The sequence below is a fragment of the Vreelandella sp. F11 genome (genome assembly GCF_042466685.1).
Lineage (GTDB): Bacteria > Pseudomonadota > Gammaproteobacteria > Pseudomonadales > Halomonadaceae > Vreelandella.
On sequence record NZ_CP170448.1, the window covers coordinates 2,837,146 to 2,853,257 of the forward strand.

The 16,112-nt window shown below is 55.3% G+C and carries 14 protein-coding genes; 8 read left to right on the forward strand and 6 right to left on the reverse strand.

The features are described 5' to 3' along the window. The first annotated feature begins 11 nt into the window (after positions 1 to 11). Entirely contained in the window at positions 12 to 908 is an 897-nt protein-coding gene (locus ACFIOZ_RS13040; protein ID WP_386078378.1) for an SMP-30/gluconolactonase/LRE family protein, read from the forward strand. A 99-nt stretch (positions 909 to 1,007) separates the two neighbouring features. Here the strand turns inward: ACFIOZ_RS13040 and ACFIOZ_RS13045 are convergent, their stop codons facing one another. The 4 genes from ACFIOZ_RS13045 to zwf form a co-directional block, all read right to left on the reverse strand. After that, the gene (locus ACFIOZ_RS13045) at positions 1,008 to 2,603 is read right to left on the reverse strand and encodes a solute:sodium symporter family transporter (protein ID WP_386078380.1); all 1,596 of its coding nucleotides are present in this window, start codon (positions 2,601 to 2,603) and stop codon (positions 1,008 to 1,010) included. A 250-nt stretch (positions 2,604 to 2,853) separates the two neighbouring features. Further along, the gene (locus ACFIOZ_RS13050) at positions 2,854 to 3,516 is read right to left on the reverse strand and encodes a bifunctional 4-hydroxy-2-oxoglutarate aldolase/2-dehydro-3-deoxy-phosphogluconate aldolase (protein WP_386078381.1); all 663 of its coding nucleotides are present in this window, start codon (positions 3,514 to 3,516) and stop codon (positions 2,854 to 2,856) included. 45 nt (positions 3,517 to 3,561) lie between these two features. Then, the gene (gene pgl / locus ACFIOZ_RS13055; protein WP_386078384.1) at positions 3,562 to 4,227 is read right to left on the reverse strand and encodes a 6-phosphogluconolactonase; all 666 of its coding nucleotides are present in this window, start codon (positions 4,225 to 4,227) and stop codon (positions 3,562 to 3,564) included. Between the two features lies 1 nt (position 4,228). Beyond that, a complete protein-coding gene (gene zwf / locus ACFIOZ_RS13060; protein ID WP_386078387.1) occupies positions 4,229 to 5,734 on the reverse strand; it encodes a glucose-6-phosphate dehydrogenase in 1,506 nt (501 codons plus the stop codon). Between the two features lie 308 nt (positions 5,735 to 6,042). Between zwf and malE the strand changes: the two genes are divergently transcribed. The 7 genes from malE (at position 6,043) to trkA (ending at position 14,715) form a co-directional block, all read left to right on the forward strand. Next, a complete protein-coding gene (gene malE, locus ACFIOZ_RS13065) occupies positions 6,043 to 7,236 on the forward strand; it encodes a maltose/maltodextrin ABC transporter substrate-binding protein MalE (RefSeq protein ID WP_386078389.1) in 1,194 nt (397 codons plus the stop codon). A 77-nt stretch (positions 7,237 to 7,313) separates the two neighbouring features. Next, positions 7,314 to 8,894 (forward strand): maltose ABC transporter permease MalF, encoded by a 1,581-nt coding sequence (malF, locus tag ACFIOZ_RS13070; protein ID WP_386078392.1) that lies wholly within the window; start codon positions 7,314 to 7,316, stop codon positions 8,892 to 8,894. Positions 8,895 to 8,904: 10 nt separating this feature from the next. After that, complete coding sequence (malG, locus tag ACFIOZ_RS13075) at positions 8,905 to 9,795, forward strand: maltose ABC transporter permease MalG (protein ID WP_064233292.1); 891 nt, start codon at positions 8,905 to 8,907, stop codon at positions 9,793 to 9,795. A 174-nt stretch (positions 9,796 to 9,969) separates the two neighbouring features. Continuing rightward, on the forward strand, positions 9,970 to 11,460 hold the full coding sequence (locus tag ACFIOZ_RS13080) for a TrkH family potassium uptake protein (RefSeq protein WP_386078395.1): 1,491 nt from the start codon (positions 9,970 to 9,972) through the stop codon (positions 11,458 to 11,460). A gap of 27 nt (positions 11,461 to 11,487) precedes the next feature. Continuing rightward, complete coding sequence (locus ACFIOZ_RS13085; protein ID WP_386078398.1) at positions 11,488 to 12,633, forward strand: sensor histidine kinase; 1,146 nt, start codon at positions 11,488 to 11,490, stop codon at positions 12,631 to 12,633. Then, complete coding sequence (locus ACFIOZ_RS13090) at positions 12,623 to 13,345, forward strand: response regulator (RefSeq protein ID WP_386078401.1); 723 nt, start codon at positions 12,623 to 12,625, stop codon at positions 13,343 to 13,345. The genes ACFIOZ_RS13085 and ACFIOZ_RS13090 overlap by 11 nt, the downstream gene beginning before the upstream one ends. Next, on the forward strand, positions 13,342 to 14,715 hold the full coding sequence (gene trkA / locus ACFIOZ_RS13095) for a Trk system potassium transporter TrkA (RefSeq protein ID WP_386078404.1): 1,374 nt from the start codon (positions 13,342 to 13,344) through the stop codon (positions 14,713 to 14,715). The genes ACFIOZ_RS13090 and trkA overlap by 4 nt, the downstream gene beginning before the upstream one ends. Positions 14,716 to 14,745: 30 nt before the next feature. Here the strand turns inward: trkA and ACFIOZ_RS13100 are convergent, their stop codons facing one another. Next, a complete protein-coding gene (locus tag ACFIOZ_RS13100) occupies positions 14,746 to 15,498 on the reverse strand; it encodes an anti-sigma factor (protein WP_386078407.1) in 753 nt (250 codons plus the stop codon). Next, positions 15,495 to 16,058, reverse strand: a complete 564-nt coding sequence (locus ACFIOZ_RS13105; protein WP_386078410.1) for a sigma-70 family RNA polymerase sigma factor — start codon at positions 16,056 to 16,058, stop codon at positions 15,495 to 15,497. Before ACFIOZ_RS13105 ends, ACFIOZ_RS13100 begins: the two co-directional genes overlap by 4 nt. Positions 16,059 to 16,112 lie beyond the last annotated feature (54 nt).

Here is a 16,112-nt window from a genome sequence, read left to right on the forward strand (position 1 = left end):
ATCCAATAACAATGAATACAGGTATGCATGTTGCAACGTGGCAGGCAGAGTTGGCGGTCGATTGCCGCTGCACTCTAGGTGAAGGCCCACAGTGGGACGCCCAAAATCAGCGCCTTTATTGGTGCGATATTCTTGAAAAGCAGTTGCACTGGCTCTCCCCTACCAGCGGCGAGAGCGGCCACTATCAGCTCGATCATCGGGTGTCACTGGCTGCGCCCCTTGAAGAGGGTGGCCTGCTGTTAGTCGGCGAAGACCGCTTAAGCCGCTTCGACCCAGGCAGCGACAAGGTCGAAAAGCTGTGTGATTTCGAGGCCGACAACCCCATCACCCGCAGCAATGACGCCCGAGTTGATCGCCACGGCAGCCTGTGGCTTTCCAGCATGGGTAAAAGCGCTGAAAGAAACGCTGGCAGCCTTTACCGCCTGCACCGCGGCGAGCTGTCGCGGCTGCGCTCAGGGCTGACCATTCCCAATGCTATCTGCTTTGCTGAAAATGGCGAGTTTGCCTGGTTTACCGATACGGTGACAGGGGTGGTGATGCGCTGGGCGCTGGATAGCGACGGCTGGCCCCAGGGCGAGCCGCAGCCCTGGGCGGACTTTTTCTCAAGCCAGGGCAACCCCGACGGTGCAGTCATGGATAGCGAAGGCTGCCTATGGCTAGCGCTGTGGGGAGCTGGGCAAGTGGTGCGTTTGGATCATGACGGCGAAATAATAGGCCGCGTCGAGCTGCCGGTCAGCCAACCCTCCTGCCCGGCGTTTGCAGGCCCTGATCTGAAAACGCTATATATCACCACCGCACAAGAGGGATTTAGCGCGGAGCAGCTAGCCCAAGAACCCACAGCCGGCTCGCTGTATAGAGTCGAAACCGGCATCACAGGATTGGCTGAACTGCCGCTGCGCCTGGCATAACTCTCCTATAAACCTCCCAGCAAAAGGCCCCGTTAGCAGTTACTAGCGGGGCCTTCTTTTTACGCTGTTGTGGCTTCACCGATCAGCGACAAGGTGGAATCAGCCAGCGAAGCTTATATACATCACAATAACTAACACGACCAATACAATACCGGCGGGCACAGCGCCTTTCCAGGGTGTTAGATCCACATCGCCACTGTGCTCCTGAATCCAATCGGTTTCACGTGGGCGCAGCTTGCCGATAATCAGCATCACGACGACCAACAGCACAAACACCATCGCCACAAAGTGGAACTCGTGCATAACTTGCGGCAGCAGGGTGAAGGGTGGCACAAAGTAACCGGCGGCAATCAGCAAGCAGCCGCCCACCAGGGCGATTTTGGCCGCCATAGGCGGAACACGTTTGGTTAGCAGCCCGACCAGCACCACCGCTAGAATCGGAATAAAGTAGATCGCGTTCATCTTCTGCAGGTAACCAAACAGGCTCTCCTGGCCAGCCAATAGCGGCGCAATAATCATGGTAAGGATGGCCATGATCCAGCCGAAGACCTTACCCGATTTCACCACCTGCTCTTCCGTCGCCTCTTTATTCAGCACACCTTTATAGATGCCCAGGCTGAAAATCGTCGTGGTACTGTTCAGCGCGGAGTTAAACGACGAAAGAATCGCACCGACCATCACCGCGGCGAAAAACCCGGTTAGATACGGCGGCAGTACGTTAAACACCAAGTGACCGTAGGCCTCGTCAGCACGAACGCCCTGATCGGCATAAAGATGGTAAGCAATGATGCCCGGCAGCACCAGATACAGCGGGCCCAGCAGTTTAAACAGACCGGTCAGCAGAACACCCTTCTGGCCTTCAGCCAGATTTTTCGCCGCAAAGGTGCGCTGAATAATCTGCTGGTTGGTGCTCCAATAAAATAGATTAATCAGGAAAACGCCGGTAAACAGGGTAAAGAACGGCACCTGCTGTTCAGCGCCGCCGATCGAATTGAGCTTATCCGGGTCGCTCTCTTTGAGGATGCTCCAACCTTCCATAATGCCGCTGCCGTCACTCACGGCCTGCAGGCCGAAATAGACGATCACGAAACCACCGATCAACAAACCAACGCCGTTAAGCGTATCCGAAACGGCCACCGTACGAAGCCCACCAAACAGTGCATACACCGCACCGATGATGCCGACGATCCATACCGTTAGCCACAGCAGCGTTGTCGAGGACTCGATGCCGGTGAGTCCCTGAAGGTCGAGCATCCCCTGCAGGCCGATGGCGCCGGAATAGAGAATAATCGGCAGCAGGATCACCGCGTAAGCGATCAGGAAGATGATATTGGTGATTAGCTGGGTGGTCTTATCGAAGCGTATCTCGAGTAGCTGCGGCAGCGTGGCAATACCACTTTTCAAAAACCGCGGCAGGAAGAAGAGCGCCAACGCCACCAGTGCGATAACCGCCACCACTTCCCAGGCCATCACACTTAAACCATCAGCAAAAGCAGCCCCGTTCAACCCTACCATCTGCTCGGTAGAGAGGTTGGTCATTAATAGAGAGCCAGCAATCAGCGGGAAGGTAAGCGTACGTCCTGCTAGAAAGTAGCCGCTGGTGCTTGAGTGGTCATCTCGGCGGGTGATTCGCCAAGTGATAAAGGCGACAAGCCCTGTAAAAAACAGGAAAGACGCCAGGGTCAAAGCGTGCATTTTGACTCACCTCATGATCATTGTAAGTGGCACGCACGTTACTGTATGCGCGTAGAGCGAAATGTCAGACAAATCGTTTCGCCATTTTAGTTGAGCTGAATATAGCCCGTTATACGTCTTTGGTCGTACGCAGGCGGCTACGATACGCGAATGGCATAATTTCGCTATAAAAAAACCCTAGCGATGGTTAAAAACCATAACTAGGGCCAGCATTTAGGTAACCTGCGACAGGTTACTTATGAATGCCTACTTAGTGATGAAAGCGCTCAGCTGATTGACGGGCTAGTTCGCGAATGCCGTCCCAATCTTCAGCATCGACCATTGCTTTGGGCGTCAACCAGGAGCCGCCTACACACATCACGTTCGGCAGTGACAGGTAGGAGTGTGCGTTGTCCACGGTAATACCACCGGTGGGGCAGAAACGCGCTTCTGGAATCGGTGCGCCAAACGCTTTGATCGCTTTGGCGCCGCCGCTGGACTCAGCGGGGAAGAACTTAAACCGACGGTAGCCGTACTGCCAGCCGGTCATCAGCTCAGAAATGGTCGATACGCCTGGCAGCATCGGCACTGGACTTTCTACGCCATAGCGGTAAAGCGCGTCAGTGGCGCCCGGTGTCACCACAAAATCAGCGCCGACCTGCTCGGCTTGGCGATATTGCGCGGGAGTGAGCACGGTACCCACACCAATACTGGCACCCGGCAGCGCTTCTTTCATTCGCTTGATGGCGTCCAGTGCGCAATCGGTACGCAGGGTCACTTCCAGCACGGTTAAGCCGCCTTCTACCAGGGCGCGGCCTAGCGGTACCGCATCTTCCAAGCGCTCAATGGTGATGACCGGAATCACTTCGGCTTTTAAGCAGATGCTATCAAGCTCTGCGGTACGGGTAGAGGGTAACTGTTTGTCGATAGTCATTAGTGAGTCTCCAAGCAACTTATTATTGGCTAAGCCAGCAAACGATCAAGGCGCCCAATAAATGGCCAATGGGCAGGTTAAAAAAGCACGAATAGGCAACTGACGAACATCGTCGCCGCTTAATGCCTTGGCCAATACGGCGCGTTTATCGTCACCGGTAATATGCAGAATATGTCGCCGCGCCTGATGCAGGCGGTCGGCCGAAAAGGTAATCCGTGGCTGCGGCTGACTAGGCGTTCTTACCGCCACTAACAACTCTTCCGTGGCGAGCGCCAGAGTCAGTTCAGGGCTATCGGGAAACAGTGACGCGGTGTGGCCGTCTCCCCCCATACCCAAAATCACCACGCTGGCAGGCCATGCCAGTGATTCCACTTGCTTGGCTACTTCATCTACGCCCTCTTCGGGGGTTGTCGCACCGCAAGTTAACGGTATAAAAGTAGCCGCTTCAGCGTCGCCCTGAAGGAGATGCTCACGCACCAACTTAGCGTTGCTATCACTGCTCTGCTCATCGACCCAGCGCTCGTCGGCAAGCGTTACGTCAATGCGCTCCCAGGGTAGCGGTTTGGCCGCCAGCGCCTTAAAGAAAGGCACCGGGGTGGAACCGCCTGAAACCACCAGCAGGACGCGCTCTTGATGGTTTAAGTCGTCGTGCAGCGCCTGAAAAACGGCTTCGGCAAGCTGCTCTGCCAACTGTTGGCGTGCTTGGCTCATATTAATAATCCTCGTACCAGCTGCGGCCGTCTTGGGTAATCATGGCGATGGAGGCAACGGGGCCCCAAGAGCCTGCCGGGTAACGGCGCGGCGGGGTGTCGCGTCTTTTCCAGCCATCAATGAGCTGGTCGCACCAACGCCAGGCGTGTTCGATTTCATCCCGGCGGACAAACAGATACTGCTGGCCTTTCATGACTTCGAGCAGCAGACGCTCATAGGCATCAGGTATCCGCGATTTGGGAAAGGCATTGTTGAAGTCCAAGTGCAGCGGGCCGGGGCGCAGGCGCATGCCTTTATCCAAGCCGCTATCTTTGGTTAGCACTTGCAGGGCGATCCCCTCTTCCGGCTGCAGGCGAATAATCAGCTTATTCGAGGCGATGCCGCGTTGATCCGGGTCGAAGATATAGTGCGGCTGCTGGCGAAAGTGGATCACGATCTGTGAGAGCTTATCCGGCATGCGCTTGCCGGTGCGCAAGTAAAACGGTACGCCTGCCCAGCGCCAGTTAGCCACTTCGGTTTTCATGGCCACAAAGGTTTCGGTTTGGCTCTGGGTGTTGGCGCCCTCTTCTTCTAAATACCCCGGCACCGACTGACCATCGCTAGTACCGGCGATATATTGGCCGCGCACCACATCCCGACCAAGCGCTTCACCCACAAACGGCTTGAGCGCTTTAAGCACCTTCACCTTCTCATCGCGAATGGCATCGGCATCCAGATTGGAGGGCGGATCCATGGCGATTAAGCACAGTAGCTGCAGCAAGTGGTTTTGCACCATGTCCCGCAGTTGACCCGCTTGGTCGAAATAACCCCATCGCCCTTCGATGCCCACTTTTTCGGCAACGGTAATTTCCACATGAGAGATATTGTTCTGGTTCCACTGGGTACCAAACAGCGGGTTGGCAAAACGCAGCGCAATCAGGTTCTGTACGGTCTCTTTACCTAAATAGTGGTCAATACGGTAAATCCGCGATTCGGGGAACACTTGACCGATGGCATCGTTAATTTCAATGGATGAGTGCAGGTCGTAGCCGATGGGTTTCTCCACCACTACGCGGGCCTCATCGTCCAGGCTTTTACTGGCCTGCAGATGGCGGCAGATATCGCCATAAATAGACGCACCAACGGAGAGATAGACCACCATTGGGCGCGGAGAGCCTTTGCGCCACTGACGAATAGCGTCGTAACCCTCAACGCTTGAAAAATCGAGTTTTAGGTAATCCAAGCGGGCGAGAAAGCGCTCGATACTCTGCTTATCCTGCTCACTGCTTTTCAGCCGTTTTCGCAGGGCGTCGTTGACCATTTTGCGAAATGACGCAACGTCGTGCTCATGACGGGCCAGCCCCATAATGCGCGTGCTTTCAGGCATCAAGCCTTCGCGATCAAGATGGTATAGGGCAGGAAATAGCTTGCGCATGGCAAGATCACCCAGCGCCCCAAACAGCGCTAAATCAATAGCGTGATTCGGATCGCCCAGCGGTGCACCTTGGGAAGCAGTGGACTGGCTCATCGTCGCTCCTATTTATAATTAGGCATCTAATGTAGTTAGATTACCTAAAATCTACCGTAAAGGGGGCATTATACGCAATAATTCGTGTAATTTTACTACAAAATAACCACACCTGCTGCTCTTTCAACGCGCATTCTGCTACCTCCTCACGCCCTATTTGCCACTTTTACTCTACGCCCTTCATATACGCCACTGCTACGCCCCCTAAGGAGGAGGCGAGCTTGGCCATAATTAGCCACGCTGCGGAAGTTGATACATAAATGACCACAACACCAAAATGACCACAACAACAATGAGGTTATTACTTAATGGCATCACTACGCTATGTTATCAGGCCGCTACTCACCGCCACGCTGGCTGCCAGCGCCACCCTGCCCGCCTTCGCCTTCGCCTTTGAAGATGATCGCTTAACCATCTGGATGGGTGATAACAAAGGCCAGGAAGGCATTCAGCTCGTGGCCGAGCAATTTCTAGAAGACACCGGTATTGAAGTGGAAGTGGTCTTCCCAGACAACCTGACCGACCGTTTTCAACAGGCGGCAGGCAGTGGCCAGGGGCCAGATATCGTGATCTGGGCCCACGACCGGATGGGCGAGTGGGCACAAAGCGGTCTATTAAAACAGGTAGCGCCTAGTGACACTTTCCGCGAGGCGTTTTATGACTTTACCTGGGATGCCGCCCTGTGGAATGGCGAAACCTACGGCTACCCCATTTCAGTCGAATCCCTCGGGCTCATTTACAACAAAGCGCTGGTGGACAAGCCACCGGAGAGCTTTGCCGAACTAATGGAACTAGACCAGACGCTTTCCCAAGAGGGCAAAAAGGCCATCCTGTTCGACTACAGCGAACCGTACTACGGCTGGACACTGCTGGCAGCCAACGGCGGCTACCCGTTCAAACAGACCGACAGCGGTTATGACGTTAGCGATATTGGTGTCAACAACGCCGGGGCCTTACAGGGAGCAGAGCTGCTGGTTGAGTTGATCGAAAGCGACGTACTGCCCCGTGGTACCGACTACAACCTGATGGATACCCGCTTTAACCAGGGCGAAGTCGCCACCATGATTAGCGGCCCTTGGGCGTGGCCTAATCTGGAGCGTAGCGGGATTGATTACGGCGTCGCGCTGCTGCCTAAGGTGGGCGATGAACGGGCCAAACCGATGTTTGGCGTGATGACGGCAATGATCAACTCCGCCACGCCGAACGACTTCCTCGCCGTTGAGTTTTTAGAGAACTACCTGCTCAGCGAAGCGGGCATGCGCACCTTTAATAACGACGGCTCGCTAGGTGCAGTAGCCCATATCCACTACCAAGCTGAGCTTGCCGACAATCCCAATATTGCCGCGACGCTGGAAAATGCGGAAGTAGGCATGCCAATGCCCAACATTCCTGAGATGGGTGCCTTTTGGGCGGCCATGGAACCGGCACTGCAAAACATCGGCAGCGGGCGTCAGTCCCCTCAAGAAGCGCTGGATGCGGCGGCACGGCGCATGCGCCAGTAGCGCCATCTTTGCCACCCTTTTATTGTGCCTTTACTGCTTGGCGGCTCCGGCTGCCGAGCAGCTTTCAGGAAGTCATCATGTATACCACCAACGCTTCTCGCGGCCTTCCCCGTCACCGTTCTCGCCACCTCTCCGAACGCTACACCCGCTGGGCCCTGCGTTGCGTGATCGCTGTTCTGGTGATTGCGCTTTTATGGCTGGTGATGGCCTTTCACCTTAACGGCCAGTGGATGTTTGCGCTGCTCTTTTTAGTACTAGGCGGCTCGCTAGCCGTTGTATTTACCAAACGCACGTTAATGAGCCATCGCTATATTTTCCCTGCTGTCGCGGGGCTTGGGGTGTTTGTTATTTTCCCGCTGATTTACACCATTGGCATTAGCTTTAGTAACTACAGCTCTAGCAACCTGCTCTCTGAAGAGCGTGTCCGCAGTCAACTGTTAAGCCAAACTTATCAGGCGGAAGGAAAGGCGTTTGATCTAACGCTCTACCAGGAGGAAGAGCTGGTGCGACTGTATTTGCAGAGCGGTGGAGAAAACGATCATGAAAACAAGGTCCAACGTTTTGTTTCCTCCCCGCTCAACCTGGCCAATCAGGAAACCCGCCAAATAGGTATTCAATCTGTCGATGCACCACCTGCTCAGCAGCCCCTGGGTATGCGTGCCATTATTCAGGTACGTGATTCGCTGCAAGGGCTACGACTGCTTACACCCGGGGGTACTGAGCTGCGTATGGCGGGATTGCGCCAGTTTGCACCCATGGTGAATCGCTATGAAGCCCGCGACGACGGCTCGCTCTATGACCGCCGCGACGACCGTGTGTTGATACCTGATCAAACCACCGGTTTCTTTGTCGCCGATAACGGTGAGCAGATTACCCCGGGCTGGCCGGTCAACGTGGGCTTTACCAACTACGCAAAGATCTTTACTGATCCGGATATTCGCGGGCCGTTTATGCAGATTTTTGTATGGACCTTTGTGTTTGCCGCGCTAACGGTGGTCTTTACCTTGGCCGTCGGCTTTGTACTGGCGTCGCTGCTGCAGTGGAACCAGCTTAAAGGCAAAGCCATTTACCGGACGCTGCTGATACTGCCTTACGCCGTTCCTGCGTTTATCTCGATACTGATTTTCAAGGGCATGTTTAATCAGCACTTCGGCGAAGTGAATATGATTTTAGATACGCTGTTTGGCATTCGTCCTGAATGGTTTACTGATCCCTGGTTGGCGCGTTCCATGCTGCTAATTGTGAACACCTGGCTGGGCTACCCTTATATGTTGCTGCTCTGCATGGGGCTCATTCAGGCGATACCTCAGGATCTCTACGAAGCCTCTGCCGTCGACGGTGGCGGCCCACTGACCAACCTGTTCAAGATTACGCTGCCGCTGATTATCAAGCCGCTCACGCCGCTACTGATTGCTGCCTTTGCGTTTAACTTCAATAACTTTGTGCTGATTGCGCTCCTCACGGGAGGCAACCCGGATATTCTTGGCGCGAGTACGCCAGCGGGCACCACCGACCTGCTGGTGAGCTACACCTACCGCATCGCCTTCCAGGATGCCGGGCAAAACTTTGGGCTGGCAGCCGCTATCGCCACGCTTATTTTCTTATTGGTGGCGGGCATGTCACTGCTTAATTTGCGCCTTTCCAAGGTTAAGGTTTAGGAGGTTTCTCATGGCGATGGTTCAACCCCGCTCTATTGGCGCGCGCCGCCTGGGGGCACACTTGGCGCTGATCGGCTTTGTGTCGCTGATCGTGTTTCCGCTACTGCTGGTAATCTCTATCTCGTTTCGCGAGGGCAACTTTGCCTCAGGCAGTTTGATACCCGAGCGCTTCTCGTTAGAGCACTGGTCGCTGGCGCTGGGTATCCCCTGGGAGCGCCCGGACGGCAGCATCGTCCAGCCGCCCTTCCCAGTGCTGCTGTGGCTATGGAACTCGATCAAAGTGGCAGTGGTATCATCGGTGTTGATTCTAATGCTGGCGACTACCAGCGCCTACGCCTTTGCCCGTATGCGTTTTAAAGGCAAAGAGCCCCTGTTAAAGGGCATGCTGATTTTCCAAATGTTTCCAGCAGTGCTCTCGCTGGTGGCGCTCTACGCGCTGTTTGATCGACTAGGACAGTTTGTGGGCTGGCTGGGGATTAACACTCACGGCGCGCTTATCGTGGCGTCCCTGGGCGCTGTGGCGCTGCATATTTGGACGATCAAAGGCTACTTCGAATCCATCGATGGATCGCTGGAAGAGGCTGCAATGGTCGACGGCGCCAGCACCTGGCAGGCGTTTCGCTATATTTTGCTGCCGCTTTCCATCCCTATATTGATGGTCGTCTTCATTCTGGCGTTTGTGATGAGCATTATGGAGTACCCCATGGCCTCGGTGCTGCTGGTGGATGAGCATAAACTCACCCTGGCCGTCGGGGCTCAGCAGTACCTTGCCGACCACAACCAGCGCTGGGGCAATTTTGCCGCCGCCGCCGTGCTTTCCGGCCTACCGATTACCGTAGCGTTTTTGATCTGCCAGCGCTGGATTATTGGTGGTTTAACCGCAGGGGGCGTTAAAGGATAAACGCAGTTAAATTTGCCAATAGTCAAATTCACCCTAATAGCGCCTTACTAGGCACTCCTCCGCTCCCAGCAACTCGCTGGGAGTTTTTATTTTAATCGGCTTTTTTACAGACTTTTTATACAAGCTCATGGTGTCATAACGGATATTAAGAATACTCAATGGCGAGCTGGGCATATGACTCCATTCACACCATGGTTTTATCGCAGCAGAGATGTGTATCGGCACTGGGCGCCTGTTTTTAAAATCATTTCGATTCTCTGGATTGTGCTTGCGCTGTTTATGCTGGTGCCTTTCATTGTACTGCTGATCGAACAAGACCCTGACGCGCCCGCCTTCGGTGCTTCCATTCTGATAATACTTGGCGCCGCGGCGCTAACTTGGCTATTCACCTATCGCGCAGCGCTGGAGCTCAAGCCATGGCAGATGTTTATTCTTACCGCCGCCAGTTGGGTCACCATTAGCGGTTTTGCCAGCTTGCCGCTAGTACTTGGTGCGCCTCAGTTAACCTTTACCAATGCGGTGTTTGAATCGGTATCGGCGATTACCACAACGGGCTCTACCATTCTGGTCGGCATTGAACACTTCTCCGATGGCTTGAAGCTATGGCGAGGGCTAATGCAGTGGATGGGCGGCATCGGCATTATCGTGATGGGCATTGCCATTTTGCCGTTTCTTAAAGTTGGCGGTATGCGACTGTTTCACACCGAGTCATCCGACTGGTCGGATAAGGTCATGCCACGCACTGGCGGTATCGCTAAAGCGACGCTAACGATCTATGTCGGCCTTACGCTATTTGCCATTGGAAGCTATTGGTTTGGCGGCATGACGCTACTGGACGCCACCGTACACGGCATGACATCCCTCTCCACCGGTGGTTTTGCCAATTCTGATGCCTCCTTTGGCGCCTATAGTGAGCAGCCATGGCTACTCTGGATGGCCAGTTTTTTTATGCTCAGCGGCGCACTGCCCTTTGTACTGTATATCCGTTTTTTACGCGGGTCGCACAGTGCCCTATGGAAAGATCAGCAGGTACTTGGGCTGTTAAAGCTTCTGATGGCGGCGATTTTGTTACTTAGTGTCTGGCGCATCACCCAGGGCGACAACTGGTTTGAATCGCTTACCCACGTCACCTTTAACATCATCTCAGTGGTGACCACCACGGGCTATGCGTCTGATGACTATACTCAGTGGGGGTCGCTGCCGGTGGTGGCTTTTTTCTACCTCACCTTTGTGGGCGGCTGCAGCGGCTCGACCAGCGGCGGGATGAAGATATTCCGGTTTCAGATTGCCTCTTTAATGCTGCTTAACCAGTTGCGTTATTTAATCCACGCCAATGGCGTGTTTACCACCCGCTATAACCAGCAACCTGTAACCAGTGATATTTCGCGCAGCGTGGTAGCTTTCTCGTTCTTCTTCTTTATCACCATAGCAGCCCTCGCGTTGAGCCTTTCAGCCCTGGGATTGGACTTAGTCACCGCCCTTTCTGGTGCTGCAACGGCGGTCACCAATGTGGGGCCTGGGTTAGGCGACATCATCGGCCCTTCGGGTAACTTTGCCCCGCTACCCGACGCAGCGAAGTGGCTGTTATGCATTGGCATGCTGATGGGCCGGTTGGAAATACTCACCGTCGTGGTGTTGCTAACCCCAATGTTCTGGCGGCGCTAGCCAATCATATTGAAGAGCCATCGTGTCATGACACTTAGAAAATCGATATTCAAACCTGTTGAGCAGTTTGCGATCCAGCTGCGCTTACCCCGTCCCTCAGAAATTCTGATCGCGCTGGCGAGTACCTTCGTTGCGCTGTTGATCGCCTGGGGCCTTTATACCTGGTTAGCGTTAGCCAATCTTTCACTGATTTTTCTCACCGCGGTGCTCGTCAGCGCCGTGTTAGCGGGGAGCTACGCGGCGCTGCTCAGTGCTGTACTGGGCTTTCTGACCTTTAATTTTTGCTTCACCGTTCCGCACTTTTCGTTAGCCGTTGAAGAGCAAGAACAGCTGCTAACCCTGCTGTTCTTTCTATTAGTGGCGCTGGTGGTTGGCAAGCTGGCTGGGGACAGCCGCCAACGCCTGTTGGAGCTTAGCGCCGCTCGCCTAGCTGAAGAGCAGGAGAGATTGCGCTCAGCGCTGCTATCGTCGGTTTCCCACGACCTGCGTACTCCTTTAGCGTCGATTATTGGCGCAGCCAGCTCACTGCGCACACTGGATGCACAGCTTAGCCAGCAGGATCGCTTTGCATTATTAGATGGTGTGCTAAGCGAAAGCGAACGCCTAAACCGCTACATTCAGAATTTGTTGGATATGACCCGATTAGGTCATGGCGACATGAAGATTGAGCGTGACTGGGTCGCCTTTGATGATTTAGTCACCTCCGCGCTAAAGCGCTTAGGCGGCGCCCTTGAAGACTTTCAGGTAGCCAAAAACTGGCCTAACAATTTACCGCTACTGTACGTTCACCCCGCCCTGATCGAGCAAGCACTGGTCAACGTACTTGAAAACGCGGCGCGCTTTTCCCCCCTGCATGGCTGTATCACTATTGAGGCCCAGTGTAGCGATGAGAGCAGCGGCGGAGATCACCCCTTCCTGCAGTTTTCGGTTAGCGACCAAGGCCCTGGCATCCCCGCAGCGCTGCGCGAGCGCGTGTTCGATATGTTCGTCACCGGTAACGAAGGGGATCGCAGCCTGCACGGCAGCGGCCTGGGGCTAGCAATTTGTCGGGGAATGCTTGGCGCCCACGCGGGTCAAATTCACGCAAGCCCGGGGCCTGACGGTGTTGGCACCAGGATTACCATGACGCTGCCACTAGCGGCACCCAGCAAAGAGGCCGAGGATGACCACTGATCCAGCGCGCGTCTTAGTAATTGATGACGAGCCACACATTCGCCACTTTTTACGTATCAGCCTCACTTCTCAAGGCTTTCAGGTGATTGAGGCAGCCAGTGGTCACGAAGGGCTGGAAAAACTCAATGCGATGGCCCTCACGCCCAATGCCGACATCGTTCTGCTGGATCTTGGTCTACCGGATATGGATGGACAGCAAGTACTTGATGCGATCCGCCAGCACAGCGAGATCCCCGTTATCATTGTGTCAGTGCGGGGTCATGAGACTGAAAAAGTGCGTGCTCTGGATAATGGTGCAAGCGACTACGTCACCAAGCCCTTCGGCATTCAAGAGTTGCTGGCGCGTATTCGAGCCCTATTAAGGCGGCGCGCCAGCCCAAGCGTTCAGCGTTTCCAACACGGCGGTTTGATTGTCGACCTGGCCGCTTACCAAGTGAGCTTGCACGGCGAGGCTATTCATCTGACGCCTAAAGAGTTCGCCGTTCTGGCCCAGCTTATTGCCTCCGCTGGGCGTGTGGTCACGCAAACGCAGCTATTGCGCCAGGTGTGGGGCCCAACCCACCGGGAAGATACCCACTATTTACGCATCGTGGTGAGCAAGCTGCGTCAAAAACTAGGTGACGACCCCCAATCACCGACCCTATTACAAACTGAACCCGGCATCGGTTATCGACTCTTTCTTGAGCCCGACAGTGAGGACAAGACCCTATGAAAATCATCATTCTCGGCGCCGGTCAGGTCGGCGGCACACTGGCAGAGCACCTCGCCCGTGAGGAGAACGACATCACCGTCGTTGATACTGACGCAAAAAAACTGCGTGAGCTGCATACCAAAATCGACATCCGCACCGTTACCGGGGCGGGCTCCTACCCCATTGTGCTGCGCCAGGCGGGCTGCGAAGACGCCGATATGTTGATCGCGGTGACCAGCAGCGACGAGATCAATATGATCGCTTGCCAGGTCGCCCATACGCTGTTTCGCACCCCCACCAAGATTGCCCGGGTGCGCGCCACGGCGTATTTAACCCGCAAAGGGCTGTTCGCCCACGAAGCGATTCCCATTGATGTGCTGATCAGCCCCGAGCAGGTGGTGACCGACCATGTGCGCCGTCTGATCGAGCACCCCGGCGCCCTACAGGTCCTGGAATTTGCTGGTGGGCTGGTACAGTTGGTGGCGGTAAAGGCCTTCTACGGCGGCCCACTGGTAGGCCAGGACTTGGCCTTTCTACGCCGCCATATGCCCAACGTGGATACCCGCGTGGCGGCGATTTACCGGCGTAATCGAGCGATTATTCCCCGCGGCGATACGGTGATCGAAGCCGACGATGAGGTCTTCTTCCTCGCTGCCCGCCGGGATATTCGTGCGGTGATGAGCGAGCTGCGACGAGTCGAACGGGACTTTCGCCGGGTAGTGATCGCCGGGGGCGGCAATATCGGCGAGCGCCTGGCGGAGCATTTGGAGCATAGCCACCAGGTCAAAATCATCGAACACAGCCTGGAGCGCTGCACCACGCTTTCTGAGCGCTTGGATCGCACCGTGGTGCTCCATGGCAGCGCCACCAGCAAGCGTTTGTTGGAAGAGGAGAACATCGAAGAGTGCGATATCTTCTGCGCGCTGACCAACGACGACGAGGTCAACATTATGTCGTCGCTGCTCGCCAAGCGCTTAGGCGCCAAGAAGGTGCTGACACTGATCAACAACGCCGCCTACGTGGATTTGGTGCAAGGTGGCGACATCGATATCGCCATTTCACCTCAGCAGGCGACCATCGGCAGCCTACTTACCCATGTGCGCCGGGGCGATATCGTTAACGTTCACTCGCTGCGCCGGGGTGCCGCCGAGGCCATTGAAGCCATCGCCCACGGTGATAAGCAGTCGTCTAAAGTGGTGGGCCGTACGATTCGCGAGATCGACCTGCCCGATGGCACGACCATTGGTGCGATTGTGCGCGGCAAAGAGGTCATGATTGCACACGGCGACGTCAAGGTAGAGAGCGGCGACCACGTGATTCTCTTTGTGGTCGATAAACGCCGCATTCGCGATGTGGAGCGCCTGTTCCAAGTCGGCTTATCATTCTTTTAAAGGCACGCTGAACAGACGCTTTGACGCCGTTTAAATCTCGACAGCTCGGCCAATAAACTCAATGGGGCCCGTAGGCAAGCCGGTAGCCGAACCGGTTTCGTCTTCCAACGTGAGCTCAAACAGCTGGTTATTTTCCAGCGGCGGCAATTGGTCTAAGCGCATCCGAATCGGCTGGCCTGGCTCCACTAAACCGAGCGATACAGGCGCCTGCCATTCGTCCGCTTTAGTCCAGAACTCTAGCGCTTTACCTTCAGGCACTTCGAAGGTACCCAATGGGATCAACTCGATTTCCTGTCGCGATGAAGCCTGCACCACCCAACCCGCTGACTGCGTTTGCGGCGCCAGCAGCACCACCATGTACTCGGGCGTCGTTGAAATAGTCGGCTCGGTGACTTCATTAGCCAGCATCACCCCCAGCACTAACGCCGCCGCTAAGCCAAACCCGGCAGCGCCACGCCAAAGCGGCAAGCTATGCAGCATGCGGCGGGGTCTTGGCGGCATGACGGAGGCAGGTCGAGCACGCTTACCAAGCGCTTCCCGTGACGCCAGGCTGCGTTCAATTCGCGGCCATAAGTAATCGGAGGGCGTTACCGGATCGGTGATAGCGGTATAGGGCAAGAAACGCTCTTCCCACGCCATCACGGCTTTTTGCAACTCGGGTTCATTAGGTAACCGCGCTTCCAGTGCTTTGCGCTGCTCTAGCGACAGCGTGCCCAGCACGTATTCACCTGCCAAGTCATGGTCATCGTCGTGTTCTGGTTCGTGCTGACTGGGGCGAGTCATGTCATACACTCCCGTAGGCGCAGCAAACTGCGTTTGATCCAGGCTTTCACGGTGCCTAGCGGCGCCCCTGTATGCGCTGAAATTTGCGCGTGACTAAGACCATCCACATAGGCGTGAAGTACACAGTTACGCCGCTCTGGTTCAAGTTGTTCTAAACAGCTATCCATCCTCTGGCCGGTCTGCCAATCGAAGGCTTCACCGACAACAGAGGCATGCTGGAAATGTTCCGCATCGTCGAGTTCAGTCAGGTCGTGACTATCAAAAGTGATTTCACGGTCACGATAACGGATGGCGTTCAGTGCCAAATGACGCGCCACGCTAAATATCCACGCTCGCGCAGATCCCTTGGCGGGATCAAAACTATCGGCGCGCTGCCAAATATTAAGACAGGCATCGTGGACAATATCCTCGGCCATACCGCGATCTTTAACGATTCTTACCACAACACCTAATAGCCGGGCACCCTCGTGAACATAGAGCTGGTGCAAGGCGTCATGCTCGCCACGGGCACAGTTGGCTAATGCCGCAGCATGATCAAATTCTGAAGAGTCGTCAGTCAAACCCTAGCTCCCTGGTGACGGCGCCGACGCCAGTCGTCTTTTTCACAGACAGCA

Excerpts from the sequence above, each read along its gene's own strand:
- ACFIOZ_RS13100 (WP_386078407.1), bottom strand. The coding sequence starts at position 15,498 with ATGACTCGCCCCAGTCAGCACGAACCAGAACACGACGATGACCATGAC.
- pgl (WP_386078384.1), bottom strand. The coding sequence starts at position 4,227 with ATGAGCCAAGCACGCCAACAGTTGGCAGAGCAGCTTGCCGAAGCCGTT.
- ACFIOZ_RS13050 (WP_386078381.1), bottom strand. The coding sequence starts at position 3,516 with ATGACTATCGACAAACAGTTACCCTCTACCCGTACCGCAGAGCTTGAT.
- ACFIOZ_RS13045 (WP_386078380.1), bottom strand. The coding sequence starts at position 2,603 with ATGCACGCTTTGACCCTGGCGTCTTTCCTGTTTTTTACAGGGCTTGTC.
- ACFIOZ_RS13085 (WP_386078398.1), top strand. The coding sequence starts at position 11,488 with ATGACACTTAGAAAATCGATATTCAAACCTGTTGAGCAGTTTGCGATC.
- ACFIOZ_RS13080 (WP_386078395.1), top strand. The coding sequence starts at position 9,970 with ATGACTCCATTCACACCATGGTTTTATCGCAGCAGAGATGTGTATCGG.
- trkA (WP_386078404.1), top strand. The coding sequence starts at position 13,342 with ATGAAAATCATCATTCTCGGCGCCGGTCAGGTCGGCGGCACACTGGCA.
- malG (WP_064233292.1), top strand. The coding sequence starts at position 8,905 with ATGGCGATGGTTCAACCCCGCTCTATTGGCGCGCGCCGCCTGGGGGCA.
- zwf (WP_386078387.1), bottom strand. The coding sequence starts at position 5,734 with ATGAGCCAGTCCACTGCTTCCCAAGGTGCACCGCTGGGCGATCCGAAT.
- ACFIOZ_RS13090 (WP_386078401.1), top strand. The coding sequence starts at position 12,623 with ATGACCACTGATCCAGCGCGCGTCTTAGTAATTGATGACGAGCCACAC.
- malE (WP_386078389.1), top strand. The coding sequence starts at position 6,043 with ATGGCATCACTACGCTATGTTATCAGGCCGCTACTCACCGCCACGCTG.
- malF (WP_386078392.1), top strand. The coding sequence starts at position 7,314 with ATGTATACCACCAACGCTTCTCGCGGCCTTCCCCGTCACCGTTCTCGC.
- ACFIOZ_RS13040 (WP_386078378.1), top strand. The coding sequence starts at position 12 with ATGAATACAGGTATGCATGTTGCAACGTGGCAGGCAGAGTTGGCGGTC.